This is a genomic window from Veillonella seminalis (assembly GCF_003992065.1).
In the GTDB taxonomy this organism is placed as follows: domain Bacteria; phylum Bacillota; class Negativicutes; order Veillonellales; family Veillonellaceae; genus Veillonella_A; species Veillonella_A seminalis.
On the sequence record NZ_RQUZ01000006.1, the window covers coordinates 76,400 to 98,192 of the forward strand.

18 protein-coding genes are annotated in these 21,793 nt (G+C 43.6%); 17 read left to right on the forward strand and 1 reads right to left on the reverse strand.

The genetic code is table 11. From position 1 onward, the window contains the following. Positions 1-106 precede the first annotated feature (106 nt). From uvrA to trxA, 16 genes are all read left to right on the forward strand, one after another. Positions 107-2,962, forward strand: coding sequence for an excinuclease ABC subunit UvrA (gene uvrA, locus EO126_RS05250; protein ID WP_127007864.1), 2,856 nt, complete (start codon positions 107-109; stop codon positions 2,960-2,962). Beyond that, the gene (uvrC, locus tag EO126_RS05255) at positions 2,962-4,797 is read left to right on the forward strand and encodes an excinuclease ABC subunit UvrC (protein ID WP_127007866.1); all 1,836 of its coding nucleotides are present in this window, start codon (positions 2,962-2,964) and stop codon (positions 4,795-4,797) included. Before uvrA ends, uvrC begins: the two co-directional genes overlap by 1 nt. 69 nt (positions 4,798-4,866) lie before the next feature. Then, positions 4,867-6,210 carry a branched-chain amino acid transport system II carrier protein gene (gene brnQ, locus EO126_RS05260; protein WP_127007868.1) on the forward strand — a complete coding sequence of 448 codons (1,344 nt, stop codon included), beginning with the start codon at positions 4,867-4,869 and terminating at the stop codon, positions 6,208-6,210. 9 nt (positions 6,211-6,219) lie between these two features. Next, a complete protein-coding gene (locus EO126_RS05265) occupies positions 6,220-7,140 on the forward strand; it encodes an NAD-dependent epimerase/dehydratase family protein (protein WP_127007870.1) in 921 nt (306 codons plus the stop codon). Positions 7,141-7,227: 87 nt separating this feature from the next. Then, the gene (locus EO126_RS05270; RefSeq protein ID WP_006554962.1) at positions 7,228-7,827 is read left to right on the forward strand and encodes a rubredoxin-like domain-containing protein; all 600 of its coding nucleotides are present in this window, start codon (positions 7,228-7,230) and stop codon (positions 7,825-7,827) included. Positions 7,828-8,013: 186 nt separating this feature from the next. Next, positions 8,014-9,012: a nucleoid-associated protein gene (locus EO126_RS05275; RefSeq protein ID WP_127007872.1), complete on the forward strand. Its 999-nt coding sequence runs from the start codon at positions 8,014-8,016 to the stop codon at positions 9,010-9,012. Positions 9,013-9,162: 150 nt separating this feature from the next. After that, entirely contained in the window at positions 9,163-9,651 is a 489-nt protein-coding gene (gene ybaK, locus EO126_RS05280; protein WP_127007874.1) for a Cys-tRNA(Pro) deacylase, read from the forward strand. A gap of 29 nt (positions 9,652-9,680) precedes the next feature. After that, complete coding sequence (locus EO126_RS05285; protein WP_127007876.1) at positions 9,681-10,418, forward strand: ribonuclease H1 domain-containing protein; 738 nt, start codon at positions 9,681-9,683, stop codon at positions 10,416-10,418. Between the two features lie 89 nt (positions 10,419-10,507). Further along, the gene (locus EO126_RS05290; RefSeq protein ID WP_127007878.1) at positions 10,508-11,947 is read left to right on the forward strand and encodes a glucose-6-phosphate isomerase; all 1,440 of its coding nucleotides are present in this window, start codon (positions 10,508-10,510) and stop codon (positions 11,945-11,947) included. Between the two features lie 54 nt (positions 11,948-12,001). Next, a complete protein-coding gene (galE, locus tag EO126_RS05295; protein ID WP_127007880.1) occupies positions 12,002-12,991 on the forward strand; it encodes a UDP-glucose 4-epimerase GalE in 990 nt (329 codons plus the stop codon). A 14-nt stretch (positions 12,992-13,005) separates the two neighbouring features. Beyond that, on the forward strand, positions 13,006-13,803 hold the full coding sequence (locus tag EO126_RS05300; protein WP_127007882.1) for a hypothetical protein: 798 nt from the start codon (positions 13,006-13,008) through the stop codon (positions 13,801-13,803). Positions 13,804-13,983: 180 nt separating this feature from the next. Continuing rightward, positions 13,984-15,144, forward strand: a complete 1,161-nt coding sequence (locus EO126_RS05305) for a type II secretion system protein GspD (RefSeq protein WP_164726705.1) — start codon at positions 13,984-13,986, stop codon at positions 15,142-15,144. A 39-nt stretch (positions 15,145-15,183) separates the two neighbouring features. Continuing rightward, positions 15,184-17,163 carry an ABC-F family ATP-binding cassette domain-containing protein gene (locus tag EO126_RS05310; protein WP_127007886.1) on the forward strand — a complete coding sequence of 660 codons (1,980 nt, stop codon included), beginning with the start codon at positions 15,184-15,186 and terminating at the stop codon, positions 17,161-17,163. Beyond that, positions 17,160-18,137, forward strand: a complete 978-nt coding sequence (gluQRS, locus tag EO126_RS05315) for a tRNA glutamyl-Q(34) synthetase GluQRS (protein WP_006554953.1) — start codon at positions 17,160-17,162, stop codon at positions 18,135-18,137. Before EO126_RS05310 ends, gluQRS begins: the two co-directional genes overlap by 4 nt. Positions 18,138-18,163: 26 nt before the next feature. Further along, a complete protein-coding gene (locus EO126_RS05320) occupies positions 18,164-18,535 on the forward strand; it encodes a CoA-binding protein (protein ID WP_006554952.1) in 372 nt (123 codons plus the stop codon). A gap of 96 nt (positions 18,536-18,631) precedes the next feature. After that, the gene (trxA, locus tag EO126_RS05325; RefSeq protein WP_006554951.1) at positions 18,632-18,952 is read left to right on the forward strand and encodes a thioredoxin; all 321 of its coding nucleotides are present in this window, start codon (positions 18,632-18,634) and stop codon (positions 18,950-18,952) included. A gap of 317 nt (positions 18,953-19,269) precedes the next feature. On the opposite strand, the gene EO126_RS05330 is transcribed toward trxA, so the two are convergent. Next, the gene (locus EO126_RS05330; RefSeq protein ID WP_006554950.1) at positions 19,270-20,706 is read right to left on the reverse strand and encodes a threonine/serine exporter family protein; all 1,437 of its coding nucleotides are present in this window, start codon (positions 20,704-20,706) and stop codon (positions 19,270-19,272) included. A 564-nt stretch (positions 20,707-21,270) separates the two neighbouring features. Here EO126_RS05330 and mraZ point away from each other — a divergent pair. Continuing rightward, the gene (mraZ, locus tag EO126_RS05335) at positions 21,271-21,705 is read left to right on the forward strand and encodes a division/cell wall cluster transcriptional repressor MraZ (protein ID WP_006554949.1); all 435 of its coding nucleotides are present in this window, start codon (positions 21,271-21,273) and stop codon (positions 21,703-21,705) included. Positions 21,706-21,793 lie beyond the last annotated feature (88 nt).

The window sequence follows — 21,793 nt, forward strand, 5'->3', positions numbered from 1 at the left end:
CAGCTGACTAACTGATATTCGTTTGTTAATGATTGACTGTTTGGCTCCGGCCGAATAATAAAATACACGATATATTAATACTCTGTTGGATAATCGGGAGGTTATCGTGAAAGAAGAAATTATAGTAAAAGGGGCGCGCCAGCATAACCTTAAAAATATAGATGTGGCTTTGCCACGTGACAAATTTATTGTCATTACAGGGCTTAGCGGCTCCGGCAAATCGTCGCTCGCTTTCGATACGATTTATGCGGAAGGGCAGCGACGTTATGTAGAATCTTTGTCGGCCTATGCCCGCCAGTTTTTGGGGCAAATGGATAAACCAGATGTGGATTATATCGAAGGTTTATCGCCGGCTATCTCTATTGATCAGAAAACAACCAGTCGTAATCCTCGTTCTACGGTGGGTACGGTGACGGAAATATATGACTATTTGCGATTGTTGTTTGCTCGGGTAGGTCATGCGTATTGCCCACAGTGCGGTAAGCCGATTTCACAGCAGTCTATCGAGCAGATGACCGATGATGTGATGACCTTGCCGGAACGGACCAAATTGCTCATTATGGCTCCTTTATTGCGCGGTAAAAAAGGGGAACATAAGCAGTTATTGGAACGTCTTCGCAAAGAAGGGTTTGCCCGTGTACGCGTTGACGGTGAAATCCGTACCTTGGATGAGGATATTGAACTGGCTAAAACTAAAAAACATGATTTGGAAATTGTTATCGACCGTTTGGTTGTCAAAGAAGGCATTGAAAGTCGTCTGTCCGATTCCATGGAAACGGCGGCCAAATGGGGCGAAGGTATTGTAGTGGTACAGGAAATAGACGGACCGTCGCACATGTACAGTCAACATTTTGCCTGCCCTGATTGTCATATTTCCTTGCCGGCTATTGAACCGCGTATGTTCTCGTTTAACAGTCCGTTTGGTGCTTGTCCGGCTTGTTTGGGCATCGGCAGTACCATGGAAGTCGACGAAGAACGCGTGATTCCGGACGGCGATGTATCTTTTGCGGATGGTGCGGTTTTACCGTTAAGCTCTAATCCGAATGCCTGGTTTATGCGTCAGTTGGAAGGCTTGTTGAAGGCTCATGGGTATGACTTATCGGCCACTTATAATGAATTGCCGAAGAAATTACAACAAATGGTAATGAACGGGACTACCGATAAGGTAACCTTTGATTATGAAAATATGCGCGGCGAAATTAAGACATTCCACACGGAATATGAAGGCATTTTGCCGATGGTAAAACGTCGTCACAGCGAGGCAACGACTGATTCCATGCGTGAAGCTTTTGAAGAATTCATGTCCATTAAACCTTGTAAGACTTGTGGCGGTGCCCGTTTAAAACCGGAAGCCTTGGCTGTTCGCGTAGGTGATAAAAACATCAATGAAGTGACGCAGCTTACCATCAGTGATGCCGTCGATTTCTTTGATACAGTACCGTTGACGGAACGTGAACAATTTATCGGGAATCAGATTTTAAAAGAAATCAAAGCCCGTCTCATGTTCCTCAATAATGTAGGTCTTGATTATCTTACCATGAGCCGTAATGCCGGTACTTTGTCGGGCGGTGAAGCACAGCGTATTCGTTTGGCTACTCAAATCGGCTCCGGTTTGGTAGGCGTTTTATATATCCTTGACGAACCGTCCATCGGGTTACATCAACGTGATAATGATCGCTTGATTGAAACCTTGAAAGGTCTTCGTGATTTAGGCAATACTTTGCTCGTTGTTGAACATGACGAAGATACCATGTTGGCTGCTGATTATTTAGTGGATATCGGTCCGGGAGCCGGTGAACACGGCGGTGAAATCATCGCCCAAGGGACCGCACAGGAAGTAATGGCCAATGAAAACTCGATTACCGGTCAGTATTTGAGCGGCCGTAAATTTATTCCATTGCCGGCAACCAGGCGCAAGTCAAACGGTAATGTGTTGGAAATTCGCGACGCTTCGGAAAATAACTTAAAGAATATTAATGTTAAGTTCCCGTTAGGCGTATTCACGGTTGTCACCGGTGTAAGCGGCTCCGGTAAGTCTACTTTGATTAATGAAATCCTTTACAAAGGCATGGCTAACCATCTTTATCGCTCATACCATAAGGTTGGTGCGCATAAAGAAATACGCGGTACTGAATATATTGATAAAATCATTAATATTGATCAGAGCCCGATCGGACGTACACCGCGTTCCAATCCGGCTACCTATACCGGTGTGTTTGATTCTATTCGTGAATTGTACAGCCAGACGCCGGAAGCTAAAATGCGCGGTTATAAACAGGGCCGTTTCAGTTTTAACGTGCGCGGCGGTCGTTGTGAGGCCTGTCGCGGTGACGGTATCATTAAAATTGAAATGCACTTCTTGCCGGATGTATACGTGCCTTGTGAAGTCTGCAAGGGAGCTCGTTATAACCGGGAAACTTTGGAAGTTAAATATAAAGGCAAATCGATTGCCGATGTATTGGACATGGTAGTGGATGATGCGGTTGAGTTTTTCAAATCAATTCCGAAAATCCATCGAAAATTGGAAACTTTGCAACAGGTAGGTTTGGGCTACATCCGTTTGGGTCAGCCGGCTACTACTTTGTCGGGCGGTGAAGCTCAGCGCGTGAAGTTAGCAACCGAATTGGCTCGTCGCAGCACGGGTAAAACTCTGTATATTTTGGATGAACCGACTACGGGCTTACATGCGGAAGATATTCGCAAGCTTCTCGATGTATTGCAAAAGTTGGTTGATGCAGGCGATACGGTCGTTGTTATCGAGCATAATCTGGACGTTATTAAAACGGCGGACCATATCATCGATTTAGGCCCCGAAGGGGGCGTGAGCGGCGGTACCATCGTCGGTACCGGTACGCCGGAACAGATTGCCAAAATGCCGGCAAGTTACACCGGCAAATTCTTGGCACCTGTATTGGCGAAAACAAAGCGTTTTATGGATGCCGCTAAAAAGGCAGGTCAATAATGGTTACGCAAGAAGTATTGGAGAAAATTAGCCATCTGCCGACCACACCGGGTGTTTATTTGTGGCGCGATCAGTATAAGCGCATTATTTATGTGGGGAAAGCCGTTAATCTTCGCAATCGCGTCCGTTCTTATGTCCGCAATGACATTAACCGGGCGCCGAAGGTGACGGCCATGATGCGCCGAGCCGTTGATGTGGAGGTCATTCAGACCAAGACGGAAATGGAAGCCTTAATTTTGGAAAATACGCTCATTAAAGAGCATCATCCGAAGTATAATATTATGCTTCGCGATGATAAAACTTATCCGTATGTGAAGGTAACCGTGCAGGAAGAATATCCGCGGGTGCTCATGGTACGGCGTATGGTGCGTGACGGGGCCAAGTATTTCGGTCCGTTCACGGATGTGACGGCGGTACATCAAACGTTAAAATTGTTCCGTCGTCATTTTCCTCTTCGCACCTGCTCCAATATGAATGTGCCGCGACCTTGTTTGCAATATCATTTAGGGTATTGTGAGGCACCGTGTCAGGGCTTGGTATCACCGGAAAAATATCGAACTTATATCGATCAGATTGTTCAGGTGTTGGAAGGTAAGCCGATTCCGCTCTTAGGCGAGTTAAAAACTCAAATGGAAGCGGCCGCGGAAGAGTTGGATTTTGAAAAAGCAGCCCAACTTCGCGATCAATTGCAGGCTTTGGAAAAGCTCCGTGAAAAACAGCGCATGGTAACACAGCGCGGCGATATCGATGTGGTGGGCATTGCCATGGAAGGGCTCATGGCCTGTGTGCAGGTATTCTTTATTCGTTCGGGACGTATGTTGGGGCGTGAAAACTTTTTCATTAAAAATGAAGGTGATGATGCCTCAACGGTGATGACGGAGTTTATTAAACAATATTACGGCGGTACAACCTTTGTGCCGAAGGAAGTTTTGTTGCCTTATGAAACGGAGGAACGGGAGCTCTTTGCAAAATGGTTCACCGAAATGAAGGGGCAAAATGTAGAAGTATCCGTGCCGCAACGCGGTTATAAGCATGATTTGATTAAAATGGCAGCCGAAAATGCGCAGAACTTTTTGGCAGAACGGCGTCGCCAGTGGCAGTATGATCTGGATAAAAGCGGCGGAGCCGTCAAGAAATTGGCGGAAGTTCTCGATTTACCGCGGTTGCCGGAACGTATGGAATGTTTTGATATTTCCCATACGCAGGGCAGTGAAACGGTGGCCTCCATGGTTGTGTTTGAAGACGGTAAACCGGCTAAGAAGGAATATCGTCGTTTCAAATTAAAAACCGTGCAAGGCAAACCGGATGATTTTAAATCCATGGCGGAAATCATGGAGCGTCGTTACGGTAATGAAACCGATTGGCCTATGCCTGACTTGATTATCATCGATGGCGGTAAAGGTCAGCTTAATGCGGCGTTACCGTTGATTCGTGCTGTGGGCGTAACTGATGTGCCTGTTATTTCACTGGCTAAGCGAATTGAAGAAGTTTTTGTGGAAGGACAGTCGGAAAGTATTATTTTGTCACATCATTCGCCGGAATTACAGTTGTTGCAACAAATTCGTGATGAAGCGCATCGTTTTGCCATTACCTATCATCGCAAGTTGCGTGGTAAGCGTAATTTGGAATCTATTTTGGATTATATTGAAGGTATCGGGCTGAAACGACGCAAAGCCCTGTGGCAGGCTTTCGGGAATTTGGAAGGTATTAAAGCCGCAACGGAAGAGGAATTGGCGGCCGTGCCGGGCATGAATCAAAAGGCGGCGGCCGAAGTTTATCGCTTTTTCCGTTTGTCTAAAGATGAAAAGCGTGCTACCATTGAAGGTGGCCGTTAAGCAGTACCGGCGGTTGTATTAAATTTTTGTAGTGTAATGGTTAAAACCATTCGGTAGGAGGGTATTATTTTGCAGGGGAAATTATCATTAAGTTCTGCCATTGTTATCGGCTCAATGTTGTTCGGCATGTTTTTCGGTGCCGGTAATCTTATTTTTCCGGTTCATATGGGGCAGGAAGCAGGGGCTGATATGTGGCCGGCCACAATCGGTTTCTTGATTACGGCTATCGGTTTGCCGTTCTTGGGTGTAGTTGCTATCGGTATTTCGCAGAGCAACGGGTTATTTGATTTGGCATCGCGCGTTCATCCGACTTATGCCAAATTATTTACCATTCTTTTGTATTTAACAATCGGGCCGGCTTTTGCTTTACCGCGTACGGCTACCGTTTCATACCAAATCGGTTTGGCGCCGTATATCGGTGATGATATGCAGACCATGGCTTTAGCCGTATTTACATTCGTATTTTTCGCGTTGGGCCTGTTTTTCTCTATGAATCCGGGCAAACTCATGACGTATATCGGCAAAATATTAAATCCTCTGTTTTTAGTGTTTTTAGCCATTCTTTTGATAGTAGCCTTGGTTAATCCGATGGGGTCCGTAGCAACGGCACCGGTCAGCGGTGATTATTTGACAATGCCGTTCTTCAAGGGCTTCACGGAAGGGTATAATACGATGGATGCCTTGGCCGCCTTGGCTTTTGGTATTATCGTGGTTCGTGCTTTGCAGAGCGTAGGTGTTACAGAACCTAAAGATATTGCAGCCGGCATGGTTAAAGCCGGTATTGTAGCGGTAGTTTTGATGGTTATTATCTATGCTTTCCTGGCCTATGTAGGGGCTTCCAGTCTTGGTGTGTTTGCTCTGTCGGCTAATGGCGGTATTGCTTTAGCCCAGATTGCTAACTACTATTTCGGATCCGTAGGGGCCGTATTATTGGCCATTACCGTTACTTTGGCTTGTTTGAAAACGGCCGTAGGCCTTATTTGCTCGTGTTCGGAAACTTTTGTTGATTTGTTCCCGAATTCTGTGAGCTATAAAAAATATGCCTATACTTTTGCCATTGTTTCGTTCTTAATCGGCAATGTAGGGTTGACTCAAATTATTTCGTTGGCAATTCCTATTTTGATGTTATTGTATCCGTTGACGATTACTATTATTTTACTTACATTCTTGGCTCCTGTTTTTAAAGGACGTCAAGCTGTTTATTTGAGCACTACATTGTTTGCCTTGCTTGCAGCCATCGGTGATGCTCTTAACACATTGCCTGAATTTATGGGGAATGCGGTGTGGGTACAGCAAACCTTGGGATTATATAAAGCTTTGCCGTTTTTTGATTTGGGCATGGGCTGGGTAGTACCTTCGGCTATCGGTTTTGTATTGGGACTTATTTATATTTCGTTTGTCAAAGCGAAGTGAGGTAGTGTAATGAATATTTGCGTAACCGGCGGAGCCGGCTTTATCGGATCACATCTTGTAGATGCACTTATCGAGCAAGGTCATAAGGTATTGGTAATTGATAATTTGAGCACCGGCTGTCGCGATTTTGTGAATCCAAAAGCTCAATTTTTGGAAATGGATATTCGCGATAAAGTTTTCAGTAAGACATTGGTTGAATTCAAACCGGACTATGTATTCCATGAAGCGGCTCAAACTATGGTGCCGGCCTCTATGGAAGATCCGGCCTTTGATTGTGATGTTAATTTATTGGGACTCATTAATGTGTTGAATGCTTGCCGTGAAGCTTCCGTCAAAAAGATTATCATGCCTTCTTCGGCCGCCGTATATGGTGATTTGGCTACCTTACCGCTTACGGAAACGATGACCGGGCAGCCGTCGTCGTTTTACGGACTGACCAAATTGACCACGGAAAGTTATTTGCGTATTTATCACGAAGCCTTCGGTTTACCTTATATTTGCTTCCGCTATGCCAATGTATACGGCCCGCGCCAAGGCAATGGCGGTGAAGGCGGAGTAATCAGCATTTTCTGTGAACGTTTACAGGCTCATAAGGATATCAGCATTTTCGGTGATGGTGAACAGACCCGAGATTTTGTTTATGTAGACGACGTGGTGGCGGCTAATTTGAAAGCTCTCGATAAACCTGACCTTGTTGGTGTAATTAATGTAAGTACGGAAGTCGGAACTTCGCTGAACGAATTGGTTGCGCAGTTTAAGAAATTAGTAAACCATACCTTTGATGTACACTATGAAGAGGCACGTAAAGGGGATATAAAACACTCTTTATTAAGTACAAAAAAAATGATAAATGAGTTAGGTTTTTCAGCTAAAACCAAACTGGCTGACGGATTGACAGCAACTTACAAATACTTCCATAACAAAATGTAATTATTGATGATTGATTTGTTATAGTCGGATAATTAGAGATTGTGGTACAATGGGAAGAGAAGTATTTGTTTTTGTGAGGAGATTGAAATGGAGACCAAAAAACAAGAAGAAAAAAAGATTCAATACATAATTTGTCGTGTGTGCGGTTATATTGAAACGGCCGATAAAGCAGACCAACCATGTCCGGCTTGCGGTTTTCCAAAAACTGTTTGGGCAGAATATACGCCACGCAAATTGAATCCTACTCGTAAACGTTTATTAGATTTACATTTACATCCGATTGCGGTACATTTCCCAATCGCCGGTTCCGCTATGACGGTAGGCTTGCCTATTTTGGGTTTAATCGTACCTTACAGCTTGGCATTTCGTTTATTCGATTTCACTATGTTGGTATGCTTAGTAATGCCTTTATTGGTATTAATCGGCGGTATTTCCGGTTACATCGGCGGTAAACTTCGTTATAAAACAACGACAGCACCGGTAATGAAATTCAAAATTTATTTATCCATTGTGTATTTCGTCTTGACGCTGATACAGGCGTATGTGGCATATTCCTATAATGTGACGGCAAGTAATGCGTTGATTATAGCCTTCATCGGTGCGTTGGCATCGCTTTGTGCCGCTATTTTGGGCAAGAAAGGCTCTCATTTGTTTGCCGGCTTATTCGGACCATACGTACAGGGCTAATTGTTGCGTGTGAACTGAACCGTTTATAAAAGCGGTGCAGACATTCGGTGATCTATCGGTGATGCGGATAGAACCGGTTATAAATTAATCATATGCATTGTAAAATGTGTTAATATCGTTGGAGTGTCTTGTTTTCGTGTTGTTAATGCGAGGCAAGACACTTTTTTATCCATCTAAGGAGCAGCTATGCAAATCAATCGTGCAGTTTTACAGATTTTGGATTTTTCATCGTCATTGGCGGTATATTCGGAAAATGAATTAAATATGGGCGAGGAGGCTTTACAGGACTATGTGAGCGCTCATGTTATGAAGGGCATTAAAGATCCGGGACTCAGAACCGGTTATTTAAATGAAACAAGTCATTTAGGCCAATTATTGGTGCAATACCGTGACGGCCTTACGGATATTACGAAAGTCGGCAAAGAGCTAGGTGAAACTATCTTTAATTATATGAAACAGGCCACAGATCCTGTGATTATTGATACCATTATTTGTGAAGCTGCCGAAAATCATCGCTATTTGTGTATTTTGCTCTGTCAGGCTCATGATGCGTATACGCATCAACTGTTTAACGAGGAAGACGGCTCCTTAACCACCGAATTGATTCCGAATCGTGCTGTTTTGCCGAGTCCCACCCAAAAATTGCGGTCCTTTTGTGCCATTGATCTGGAAGATTTTTCAGTACGCCTGTTTGAACACAAAGGGGAATATGACGGTGAAGCTGTTTATATTTTAGGTGATAAAGTATTGCAAATAGGGACGAATCCTTCATCTCGCGATACGGTGGCGAAAGTTCGCCGAATTGTGGATAAAGTGGCAAAAGCACATGAAGGCGACGGCGTGGAAGAATTGGTGAAAGTTCGTTCCATGATTTCTAAAAATGCGGAAGTATCGGACACGTTAAATCCGGAAACCATTGTGGATACGGTGTTTGCCAATCAACCGCAACAAAAAGAAGCGGCTAAGAAGGCTTTGGCTGAGCAGGATATGTTGCGGCCTTTGCCGGTGAATCGTGAATTTGCCGCCAAAGTGGGGGAAAAACATAAGATTAAAACCGACACGGGCATTGAAATCAGCTTTCCTGTAGAATACATGAAAAATAGTGATTTTATTGAAATTGTAACGAATCCGGATGGGACTTTAAGGATTGAGCTCAAAAATATAAGTAAAATTTTGAATAAGTAATAATATATTAAAATATGAATAAATAATCGTTAATCATCATAAAAGTTGATTTATAATGCGAAAGATTTCATAAATATTCAGCTGTTTTTCAGCTGAATTGTAGTAAAATTTTAAATGAAACTGTAGTAAAATATAAAAGGAACGATGAACGTGAGTAAGAAAGAGCATAAAAAAACAAACGCTATGCGCATGTTGGACACGCATAAAATCGGGTATGAGGTATTGGCCTATGAATGGGAAGAAGGCCGCGGTGCTGGTGTCCATGTAGCGGAAGAATTGCACTTGCCGGAAGCACAAGTTTTTAAAACGTTGGTCGGTAAGGGTAATGTGACGGGCCCGGTGGTGTTTTGTATTCCGGTAGCAGCCGAATTGGATCTTAAGCAGGCCGCACGGGTGAGTGGCAATAAATCGGTGGAGTTAATCGCAGTCAAAGATTTATTGGGGCTTACCGGTTATTTGCGAGGCGGCTGTTCACCGGTGGGGATGAAAAAGCTATTTCCCACCTATTTTGATGCTACCATGGCAACGTTTGATCAAATTTATGTGAGTGCCGGTTTACGCGGTATGCAGATTAAAGTGAATCCGAAGGATTTGCAGTCCGTAGTAGATGCTCAGTTCGAACCGTTAACAATGAACTGATTACAGTTATTCTAGAATAAGGAGCTTATATGGGTAAAAAGTATTATGCCGTCAGAGCGGGGAGAGTGCGGGGAATTTATGATTCTTGGGCTGCTTGCGAGCGCCAGGTAAAAGGCTATGGTGGAGCTGTTTACAAATCGTTTATGTCAAAACAGGAGGCGGAAGCCTTCATGCAGGAAGACATTGCACCGATTAAAGGTATGTCTATGGAGGAGTATTTAGCTACGGCTAAGGCCAGCAAACGACGTACGCCGCGTCGTCGCAAAGTGACTTCAAGTGTTCAAAACGATATAACCGATGCTTCCGATGATATGGCGGCCATCTTGGCTGATTTGGGACCAAAAAGTGCGGTAGCCTTTATTGATGGGAGTTTTGACAAAACAAATAATGTGGTAGGTACCGGTGGCATATTGTTTTATGAGGGGCAAGAAGAAACGTTTTCATTCGGTACGGATAAGCCGATGTACACCGCTTATTGGAATGTAGCCGGTGAACTTTTGGGGGCCATGCATGTCATTGAGGCCGCGGTAGCCAAGCAGGCCAAAGAAATCCATATTTATTACGATTATATGGGTATTGAAATGTGGGCCACGGGGCGTTGGAAGGCCAATAATCCGCTTACCCAATATTATGCGGAGTTTATGTTGAACAGTCGCCGTCAGATTAAGACGGTCTTTCACAAGGTGGTAGCCCATACGGGCGTTGCCTACAATGAAAAAGCAGATGCCCTGGCTAAAGCAGGCACGACAAAGTTGATTGAGTTATGAATAAAATGTATGGCACTCTTCGGTTTTTCTATTGCGTCATGAATGTGAGCAAGGTACAATAAAAAGAGTGATTAAAAGGAGGAGTTTCAATGAAAAAAATCATTTTACCATCCGGTTTTACATTTGATTATACAAACTTGTTTACATCTTGGGGTGTAACTGAAGCTGATGTTCATACTTATTTTGATTCTATTGCCGGCGCTGTAAAAGCGGCCGTTCGTGTTCGTTCCACCGGTATTGTGGACGGTCATTTGTCTAAAGACGGTCAGCCTGAAGCCGTATTATTCCCACAACTTCCGTATATTGAAGATAAAAATCTCAATAATGAAACGGTGTTAAAGCGTTTGGAAGATTTAGGCCGACATGCTAAAGAAAAAGTGGATGCTGTTGTAAGTTTTGGTATCGGCGGCTCTTATTTGGGCGGTAAGGTACTGTTTGATGTTCACTGCGGTGAATTTTGGAATCAGAAGTCCGAAGCTGAACGTGACGGCTATCCGAAATTATATTCCAGCGGTAACAATGTGGATCCGCTTCGCACTAATGAATTAATTGCAACGTTAAAACGCAGTGCCGCTCATAAAGGTGCACCATATACGGTTATGCTCATTTTGATTTCCAAGTCCGGTTCAACCATTGAACCGATGTCCAACTTTATGGTTGTACAGAAAGCTTTGCAAGAGGCCGGTATTGGTGTGGAAGTGGTAGCCGTTACCGATCCTCGTACCGATGATAAGGAAACATTGCTTCATAAATTGGCTGTTCAACAGAATTGGCCTACCTTTGCCGTACCTGACGGTGTGGGCGGACGTTTTTCCGTATTTACGGAAGTAGGTCTTATTATTGGCGCCGTTGTAGGTTTTAATATTCGTGAATTTTTAAATGGTGCCAAAGCCATGGATGAAGCCTGCCAAGGCGGTGACCCACTTAAAAATCCGGCCTTGTTAAATGCGGTATTAAAATATATTGCCGCCGAAAAATACGGTCGAATCATTGAAATCATGATGCCTTACGGCGATTCTTTAAAATCCTTGTCTGAATGGTATGTACAGCTCTTGGCTGAATCATTGGGCAAACATCAGCCGAAAACCGACGGTCGTTACGGTCGTACGCCGGTGGTAGCCGTGGGGACGACGGATATGCATGCTCAAACGCAGGAACATCAAGAAGGCCGTTTGAACAAAATCGTATCGTTTGTGAAAGTAAAAGATTGGGGTACTGAGGCAGTTGTACCGCATACTTATGATGAATATAAACCTCTTAAAGCATTCAGCGGTTTGGATCTTGGGGTTATTTTAAATACCGCTTTAGAAGCCAATAGTGAAGCTTTAACAGGCGATAAACGCTTTAATGTGACCTATGAGTTACCGACTTTATCGGCCTTCCATTTAGGTGAATTTATGTTCATGCTTTGCTGGGCTATTTTCTATGAAGGTCAATTGGCCGGTGTAGATGCGTTCAATCAACCGGGTGTTGAAGTGTACAAAAAATTATTGGGACCTAAATTGGCGGCGCATCAAGCGGAAAAATAAGGTACAGCTTGAGAATCAAATGAAAATCTGCATTTGGGTTTAGGGAGGATTATTATGAAAATTTTAGTTACCGGTGGGGCCGGCTATATCGGCAGTCATACGGTTCGTGCTTTGCAAAAAGCAGGGCATACACCGATTGTTTTGGATAATTTATCGCGCGGTCATGTAGAATCATTGCCTGAAGGTGTTGAGTTTATTAACATGGACATCGCTGATGCGGGTTTAGCCGACATTTTAAAAGCTAAAGGCATTGAAGGCGTTATGCACTTTGCGGCACACTCTCAAGTGGGTGAATCTATGGTAAACCCGATGATTTATTATGAAAACAATGTGGTAGGATCCTTCCGACTCATTGAATCGGTGCGCAAAGCCGGCGTAAAATATTTTGTATTTTCCTCTACGGCTGCCGTTTACGGTGAACCTGAAGTGGTACCTATTAAAGAAGATGCCCGTTTGGCACCAACCAATGTTTACGGTCGTACAAAACTCATGATTGAACAGATGTTGCGTGATTACAGTGATATTTACGGTTTGCGTTATGTAGCTTTGCGTTACTTTAACGCAGCCGGTGCCGATCAAAGCGGTGAAATCGGTGAAGATCATACACCGGAAACTCATTTGATTCCGCTTATTTTGGAAGCCGCTTTGGGTAAACGTGCCAATATTACGATTTTCGGTACCGATTATGATACGGCTGACGGTACTTGTGTACGTGATTATATTCATGTAACCGATTTGGCATCGGCTCATATTTTAAGTATGGAATATTTGCGCGACGGCGGTGAATCCAATTACTTTAATTTGGGAACCGGCAACGGTTTCAGCGTTAAAGAAATTGTTGATACTACAAAGTCTGTCACAGGCGTGGATTTTCCTGTAGCTATCGGCGAACGTCGTGCCGGTGATCCGGGGACATTGATTGCGTCTTCGGAAAAGGCCCGGACTGTTTTGGGATGGAAGCCGACACACAGCGAAGTATCTCAGGTTATCGGGGATGCTTGGCAATGGCATAAAAATCATCCAAACGGTTATACAAAAGAATAAAGGACTGTGATATTATGAATAGACTGTCTCTGCAAGAAATGCGAAATTTGTTAATTAAGAAAGGTCGCCTCTTGTACGGGGCGGTCTTTTTATTTTGCCTCGTTTGTCTGTATGGTTTATATACCTCGCAATGGACCAAGGTCAGTGACTTGGCGGAATCTCGTGAAGTTGACAGAGGGCATTCCGGAGCTATGAACTCCGATGATAAAAATGGACGTGGCGGAGCGATTGCGGGCAATTCTTATCGCACTTTAGCGGATGGTAAGAAGACATTAACGGATGACGGGAGAAAGGGAAATACTAAGTCCGGCGATAATGAAGTGCTTGCGCCCCCGGTCATGAGTTTAACCGCTGCTTTAAGAGGGCACCCTTTAGATAATCCGTTTACTCATCCTTTACTGAATGCGGATATGACGGCAGCAGGGGAAAGTGCCACCAACCGAATAGTTGGCACAACGAATACCGCGGACAGACGTAATACATCCGGGGGAAGCGGGAATGCTCCATATGGCAGTACTAGTATTAGTAGCGGTTATTCGGATAATACCGGCCGCAGCTTCGGCCGGAGAAGCCACAATTCCATATACGTCGGCAGTGGCGGTGGGGATGCGGCTGTACCGAAATCCGGGGATGATATAAAGGTTACGGGCATTATTACCGGATCATCGCCGATGGTCATCTTAAGCAGTGCCGGCGGTGAGGGCTGTTACGGCATCGGGGAAGGACCGTCAGGGGTTACGGTACAACAGATAACGGCCGGGGCTGTATTAATAAGCGACTCTGGCGCTACTCGCTGGCTATATGTTGATTGAAGGCGAAGATTAGACTGATCGAAGAATAAGATCAGGTTGATTGAAAAATAAAATTAGATTGATTAAATAAGAGTGGGTTAATTGAAAAATAAGGGTAGGTTTATTGACCGAAGTAAGGGATTAGTAATGATGAGTGTTCAAAAAAATTCAATGGTTTTAAACATAGTAAGAGTTTTAACTATGGTGGCAATAATAAGTTCTTTTCAGCTTTGCGGTGAATCGGTGTCGGCTTTATCAATGACTGTCAATAACAGTAATTTAAGCAGTTTGGTTCAGTCGATAGCGCGCAGTGAAGGTATTCCCATTACCGGTACGGAAACGTTGGAAGGAACTGTGTCGATCCGTCTTAATGAAACAAATGGGATTGCCGCGTTGCAACGTTTGGCGGCGATTAAACATTTCAGTTTGCACGAAGATAAGGGGTTATGGATTGTAGACGGACGGGGCATGGGGGATAAGGATGCCCGGGTAGCCGAAGTAATAACGCCAAAACATATCTCTCCGGTGGCTTTGGGGGATGCTTTGACGGCTATCGTACCGGAAAAGAATATTAAGGTGGTAAAAGGGAGTAATCAAGTCATGGTGTACGGTACGGCCCTTCAATTGCGGCAGGTTCATGATATTTTGCCTTCGCTGGATATGAGCCCGAAACAAATTCGCTTAGAAGTGGCTGTTGTGGCGATTGAACATAATTTTGTAAAAGAAACAGGGATTCAGTGGTCGTGGCAAAGTTTGACGGGACGAAATAAAGATGATACCGATTCTTACGGGGGGATTCAGTTCGGTCGTGCACCGGAAGGGAGTCCGTATACCTTTTGGTTTAAGCCGGAATTAAGCGCACAGGAAACCAATAATAAGACTGTTTTAATTGCCAGACCGTCGATTATGGCCGTCAACGGCGAAGAAGCGAAAATCCTCATAGGGGACCGAATCCCTGTTTTAGAGGAAGTGAAAGACGGTACGGAGAGTCGGACAACTACTCGTTATGAAGAATCGGGGATACGTCTCACTTGTACGCCCTTTGTGACTGAAGATAACAGTATTGAAGCCGATATTCATGCGGAAGTAAGCAGTCCGGCCATGGTATCGGAATTGAAGGCATATCGCATAACGACCAGAGAAGCTCATACGCGTGTTCATTTACAGCCCGGCGAAATCCTTGTTATCGGCGGTCTCATGGATAATCGGGAAGGGAAACAGTTTTCAAAAATACCGCTCCTCGGCGATATTCCCTTATTGGGAAAATTATTTCAACACGCCCGTAAAACAAAAGACAGTGTGGAATTGTGTATTTTTGTAAAAGCTGACACTGTGGAGGCGCCAAGCACCGACTCTCTATGATATAATAAAAAGGTATATAGATGAACGGAGGCTTAGAGGATGGAACAAATCCGCGTAATAGGATTAAGTAAATCATTTGGCGTGCTTCAAGTGTTTAACAAAGTATCCTTTGAAATAAAACATGGTGAGCGAGTCGGCTTGGTAGGACCTAACGGAGCCGGCAAATCAACGCTCATGAAATGCCTGTTGGGCATTGAAGATTATGATGAAGGTCAAATTATAAAAGACAGTGCCACTACAATCGGCTATTTACAACAGGACATTAATTTAGGCGATGACAGTTTAGCGGTGGAAATTCAGAAGGCTTTTGCCGATGTGCAATATTGGGAACAACAGTTGCTCGATGTGTCGGCTAAGCTTGCGGATGATCCTCATGATGAAAGTCTGCTTAAGCAGTTGGCCAGAATTCAGGATCGCTTAGATTGGCTGGGCGGTTATGATTATGAAGCACAAAGTCGCCGAATTGCTTATGGTCTGGGCTTTTCGGATGAAGATTTGACAAAGTCGGTATCTGAATTTTCCGGCGGTCAAAAAACGCGTATTAATTTAGCCAAAGCTTTAGTGCGCCGACCGGATTTTTTATTTTTGGACGAACCGACTAACCATTTGGATATGGATATGTTGGAATGGTTGGAAAATTATTTGAGTGCCTATGGCGGCGGCATTTTAATCATCAGCCATGACCGTTACTTTTTAGACCGTGTTACCACGCGTATTGTTGAACTGGACCATCATAAGGCGACTAGTTATCGCGGTAATTACAGCCGATATGTGGAACAGCGTGAGGCTCAGCATAAAGCACAACAAAGTGCGTACGAAAAACAGCAGGAGTATATTCGTAAAACCGAAGAGTATATTGATAAATACCGAGCCGGCATTAAATCTAAAATGGCCAGGGGCCGTCAGTCTCAATTGAATCGATTGGAACGCTTGGATGCACCGGAACAATCGCAGACGTTGAAATTCAGATTTCCAAAAGCGGAGTTCAGTGCAGATAAAGTGTTAACTGTGGAAGAGTTGTTTTTATCTTACGGTGAACGAGACATCGTGGAGGATGTTTCCTTTATGATTCGCCGCGGCGAAGCGGTGGCTTTAATCGGTCCGAACGGAGCCGGCAAATCTACTTTGCTGAAAGCCATTACCGGTGAATTAACACCGGAAGCGGGTTTTATAGACATCGGCAGCCGTGTATCGGTGGGGTATTTTTCGCAGGAACACGAAGAATTGCATCCTGCTTGGACGCCGGTTGATGAAATCATGAGTCATTTTAATTACAGCGAAGAAAAAGCGCGTAATGTATTGGGCATGTTCATGTTCCAAGGTGATGATGTATTCAAAGAAATTCGTGATTTATCCGGTGGTGAACGGGCACGTTTAAGTCTTTTAATATTGTTTTTGCAAGGCAATAATTTCTTGATTTTGGATGAACCGACGAACCATTTGGATATTCCGACCCGCGAAGTGGTTGAAGATGCGTTAATGAATTTTACCGGTACATTATTGGTAGTATCGCATGACCGTTATTTCTTGGATAAAGTGTCAAAACGGACTTTGGTGCTTGAACCGGAGGGCGTTGAAGAATATTTGGGCAATTACAGTTACTATAAAGCTAAATTAAAAGAACAACAGGATTTGGCAGCTTTACAGGCGGCACAAAGCAATCAAAATGACAGCCGTGCCGGTGGTAAAAATCGTAATACCGGTAATAATTCAACGAACTCTGAAGCGGGCGATTTCGGGAATACCGATAATAGCAATAATAACGACAATCGTGACGCTGAGCGTAATAATGCTTCCGAAGGTATTAAAATAAATTCTTTTATGCAAGCTAAAAAGCTGGAAGAAACGGAAACGGAAATTGCCCGTTTGGAAGCAACTTTAAAAATGTACGAAGTGCAGATTCAGAACCCTGCTTTACAGGAAGATGCCGAGGCTTTGGCGGAAACAGCAGCCCATATGGAAGCAACCAATAAAAAATTGGCTGAACTGTATGAGCTTTGGGAGCAATTGGCGCAATGATTAATAAAATTAAAGGGCGATTTGCACCGAGCCCGACCGGGCATCTGCATTTAGGCAACTTATGGATTGCCATGCTCTCGTGGCTGCAAGTCAAACAACAGCAAGGCACCTTTGTGTTGCGCATGGAAGATATTGATATTCAACGAGCCAAACGGCAATTCGGTGAAGACTTGCTGGATGATTTGGAATGGTTCGGACTGACTTGGGATGAAGGACCGCGTGCAGGTGGTCCTGACGGCTCCTATTGGCAAAGTGAACGCTATCCGATTTATGAGGCGCAGATTACGAAGTGGCAGGATCAGGGATTGGTGTATCCCTGTTACTGTAATCGGGCTCGTTTACAAAGTATTGCGTCGGCACCGCACGGTCATGAAGGGATTGCTCATTACGACGGTCATTGTCGCAATTTGAGTGAATCGGAACGCCATGCCTATGAATCTCATAAAACACCATCATGGCGTATGAAAGTAGAGTCGCGCATATATGAATTTAACGATTTTTGGCAAGGACCGCAAAAAGCTGAGCTCATACCGGCACAGGATGATTTTATCGTTCGGCGCGCCGACGGCATGTTTGCTTACAATTTAGCGGTTGTTATGGATGATATTGCCATGGGCATTACCGACATAGTTCGGGGCTTTGATTTATTGCCGGCCGTAGGGGGACAGTTGTGGCTCTATGAATGCTTCGGAGCAGAGCCGCCAAGGTATGCACATGCACCGTTAGTCGTTGACAGTGAAGGCTATCGTTTATCAAAAAGACAGCAAAGCATAACGTTGCGGGAATTGAGAATGAGCGGCTGCAGCGCACCTATGATTTTAGGACGACTGGCAGTGGCGGCAGGGCTTGTTATGCCTTCACAATTGCAAAAATTCGGAAGCCTGTCATGGGAGAATTTGTTGAATTATTCTCTTGATAATAATTATCTAAAACAGGCACAAATTAGATTGACAAATTTCGATGTTTTGATATAATAAACATAGAGAGTTGAGGTGATTAAATGACACCAAAAGAAGCGCTGACCAAAAAAGTTTGGGCCGTATTGGGCGCTACCGGACGTAAGGAAAAATTCGGCTATAAAATATATGCTTGTTTGCGCGATCACGGATATACAGTATATCCCGTGAATCCGAATGTAAATGAGATCGACGGCGCTACTTGTTATGCGTCACTTCACGATTTACCGGAAGTTCCCGAAGTAGTGGATTTTGTAGTTCCGGAAGCTGTAGGTTTACAGGCTTTGGATGATTGCAAGGCATTGGGAATTTCGGTTGTTTGGTTGCAGCCGGGGGCCGATAAACCGGCCGTTGTGGCTAAAGGCAAAGAACTGGGACTGGAAGTAATTCAGGATTGTGTACTGGTTCAGATTTGACCGGCGACCAATTATGTAGTTTAATATAATTAGCGTATATATTGATATTTATTTTCAGCAAATTTGAAATTTGTTGATTTAGGAGGTTATTTAACTATGGCAAATGTAACAGAATTAACAGTAGCAAACTTTAAAGATACCGTGACTTCCAAAGAAGTGGCAATTGTAGATTTTTGGGCTCCATGGTGCGGTTATTGCGTACGTATGATGCCTATTTTCGAAGCTTTATCCGAAGAATTGGGCGATAAAGTTGTATTCGCTAAAGTTAACACTGATGAAGTAGTTGAATTAGCTAAAGAATTCAAAATCGAAGTTTTGCCTACATTCGCTATCATTAAAAACGGCGAAGTAGTAGATCGCAAAATCGGTTACATTCCTCAGAATGAATTGAAAGCAGCTATCGAAGCTCAGTTATAATTTAATAACAAAACTATGCCAAAGGCCTTCACGCAAAGCGTGAAGGCCTTTTTTCTCGCGGAGATATCTTTGCCAAAAACGCACTATCGCGATGACGGTATGATGCACTTTTCTAAAGTGAAAAGAAGTCCCCGTAAAGAACCGTTTTAAGTAATATGGCACTTTCTTTGTTGCTGCATGATAGTCTTGCGTATAAAAAATATATCGCCTCCATAGGGTCTTTTTGCGAAGCAAACCAAGCCTATGGAGGCGATATATTTTTATATGGCAGTGTAGAAACATGCCATGATGTTTATGCTGCTTGCGGGGACTTCTTTTTATTCCGAAAGCGACTTCTGCCGTTCGCGAAGCGCTTTTTGCAAAGAAATCTCCTTTTTTCTATCCAAATAACTTCTTGCAATAATATGTGCAATGGCTACGCCGATGGCGATACAGATGATGGTGAGTTCGCCGGTAATCCCACTGCGCAAGGCGAAGAGCAAATTATCCGGTGTGAGCTGATTAATAGTAAGCAGACCGAATAAGAAACGGTATAATAATACGCCCGGGATTAAAGGAATGACGGCCGGAATAGACAGAATCAACGGAGCCGTCCGCAAGAGTTTGTATGTTTTAAGCGCCAATAAACCGATGATGGCAGAAGCTACAAAGCTGGCACCTACAAGCGTAAAACCAAAATCAACGATGAGTATGTTGCGGGTAATAACACTGATGGTACCGCCTAATGCCGTGACCCATAGTAAACGATACGGTGTATTGAAAATCATAGCGAAGCATACAGCCCCGACGGCAGCGGCTATCGCTTGAATCGGCGTTACCACAACCGGGGTAATATTGAGGTGGGTAAAGGTGGAGACATGGTCGAAATAGAGCGACATGGCGATACCCACGGACATGCTGCTTACAATCAGTAAAGTGTGCATGGCACGCGTCATACCGGATACGATATGGTTATTAATCATATCATCCACCGCATTGATCAGCGGCACACCGGGGATTAAAAAGAGGGTACAACTGACCATGGCATATATAATAGTGCCGTATTCAAAGGTTGTATTAATCAGATTGGCTGTAAAAGTAGCGGCAAAAGAGGCGGCTACTACACCAAAATAAAAATTGATTTGATAGTGATGGCAAATGTAGCGGGCAATAAAGCCGATAATGGCACATATTACAGTAACTAAAGCGGCTAAAAATGTACCGCCGAATAAAATACTGAAAGCGCCGCAAGCGAAACCGGCCGCAAGGCCGTGAAAGGCTACCGGGTATTTAGGCGGTGCCTCAGCGATAGTTTTCAGATGAGCTTCAAATTCATCAAGGCTGTAATTTTCGTTGATGGCTTTCCAGGTTAATTTTGACAATGTAGATAATATTGTCATGTTTACGCCGTGCAACGGCGTTTTACGGAACACGGTGTAAGAGTGTTTTTCATCGTTAATGTTCAGCATTAATGTCATATAGGTAATATGAATATGAACATATTGAGGCGGAATCCCCATATAAGAGGCGGCGCGCATCATATCACGTTGAATGTGATTGGTGTTGGCGCCGTTTTGCATAAGTAATTGGCCAAAGCAAAGGAGCAGTTCCATTTTACGGTGGATGGCGACAAACGGTTCACACATAATTTGGTAGTTTGACGGACCGCGGGAACAGCATTTGTCGTGCTTGTTCTGATGTTGGTGGCTCCGCGAACGTGTGCCGCCGTGACCATGAGTACTATGGCTTGTATGTTGTGTTTTATCAATGCTCATAGAATGAGTCCTTTCTGTTAGTTTCAGTATTTACAGATAATTCTTAATTTGTGTCTATGTATAGTATAGCAGAAGTGTGTCTGTTTTATGACAGATATAGATAATTATCATAAATAGGGCAAAAAAATGAAAATCGTATATTGAATTTGCATACTGAAAATAATATTCTTTATTTTTTAATGGCGTTTTGTTCTTGATTGAGGAATCATTCATGACGAATGAGAAGGGGGCGGTGTTAAAAAGTGGGGGTGTTTTTTATATGTTCCGAAAGATTTAAAACAATCGGTGGTAAAAAGTGGTGTTTTTTCGATTTTTTATTCTGGCGGTGGTGCAAAGTGGAGCGATTCAAATATGACTGTTTTATTTTATCGTACATACAGACCAAAAACAGAAACAAAAAATCGGTTAAGTGAAGCCAATTTACGATTAAATGTTTGCTTTTAAAAATTTTTCTTTAAATTTTGCTAAATTTTGCAGATTTTATTGTTATTAAGTGGGGGAATGTGGTAGAATTTACCATATAGTGGTAGATAAGATAGGGAACGTGTAAAAGGAGGTGAGACAATGATGTTCATGGGTGAGTTTTCACATACCATTGATACGAAGGGACGTTTAATTATTCCGGCAAAATTGCGCGAACAATTAGGGGAGTCCTGTATCATGACCAAGAGCTTCGATAATTGTCTCGCAATTTATACGTCCGAAATGTTTGCCGCCAAAGCAGCAGCACTGATGAACCAGCCAAACGGTAAGGCCGGTGTTCGCGGTCTTAAACGTCAGATTTTTGCTAATGCCAATGAACTGGAATTCGACCGTCAAGGGCGTATTTTGGTACCGGCTACATTGCGCGAATATGCCAAACTGCAGAAAGAGGTTATGGTAATCGGCGTAGCCGATCATGTGGAAATCTGGAATCGTGAACATTGGATGGCTTACCAGGAAGATATGGATGACAATATGGAACAATTGTCTGAAAACATGGAAGATTTTTTGCTGTAAGCGTTTTATTTTAAATTGATTTTATAAAGCTAAGCTTGAAAGCTCTTTTAAAAAGATGTTTTAAGAGATTTATTGACGGCTTATTTTT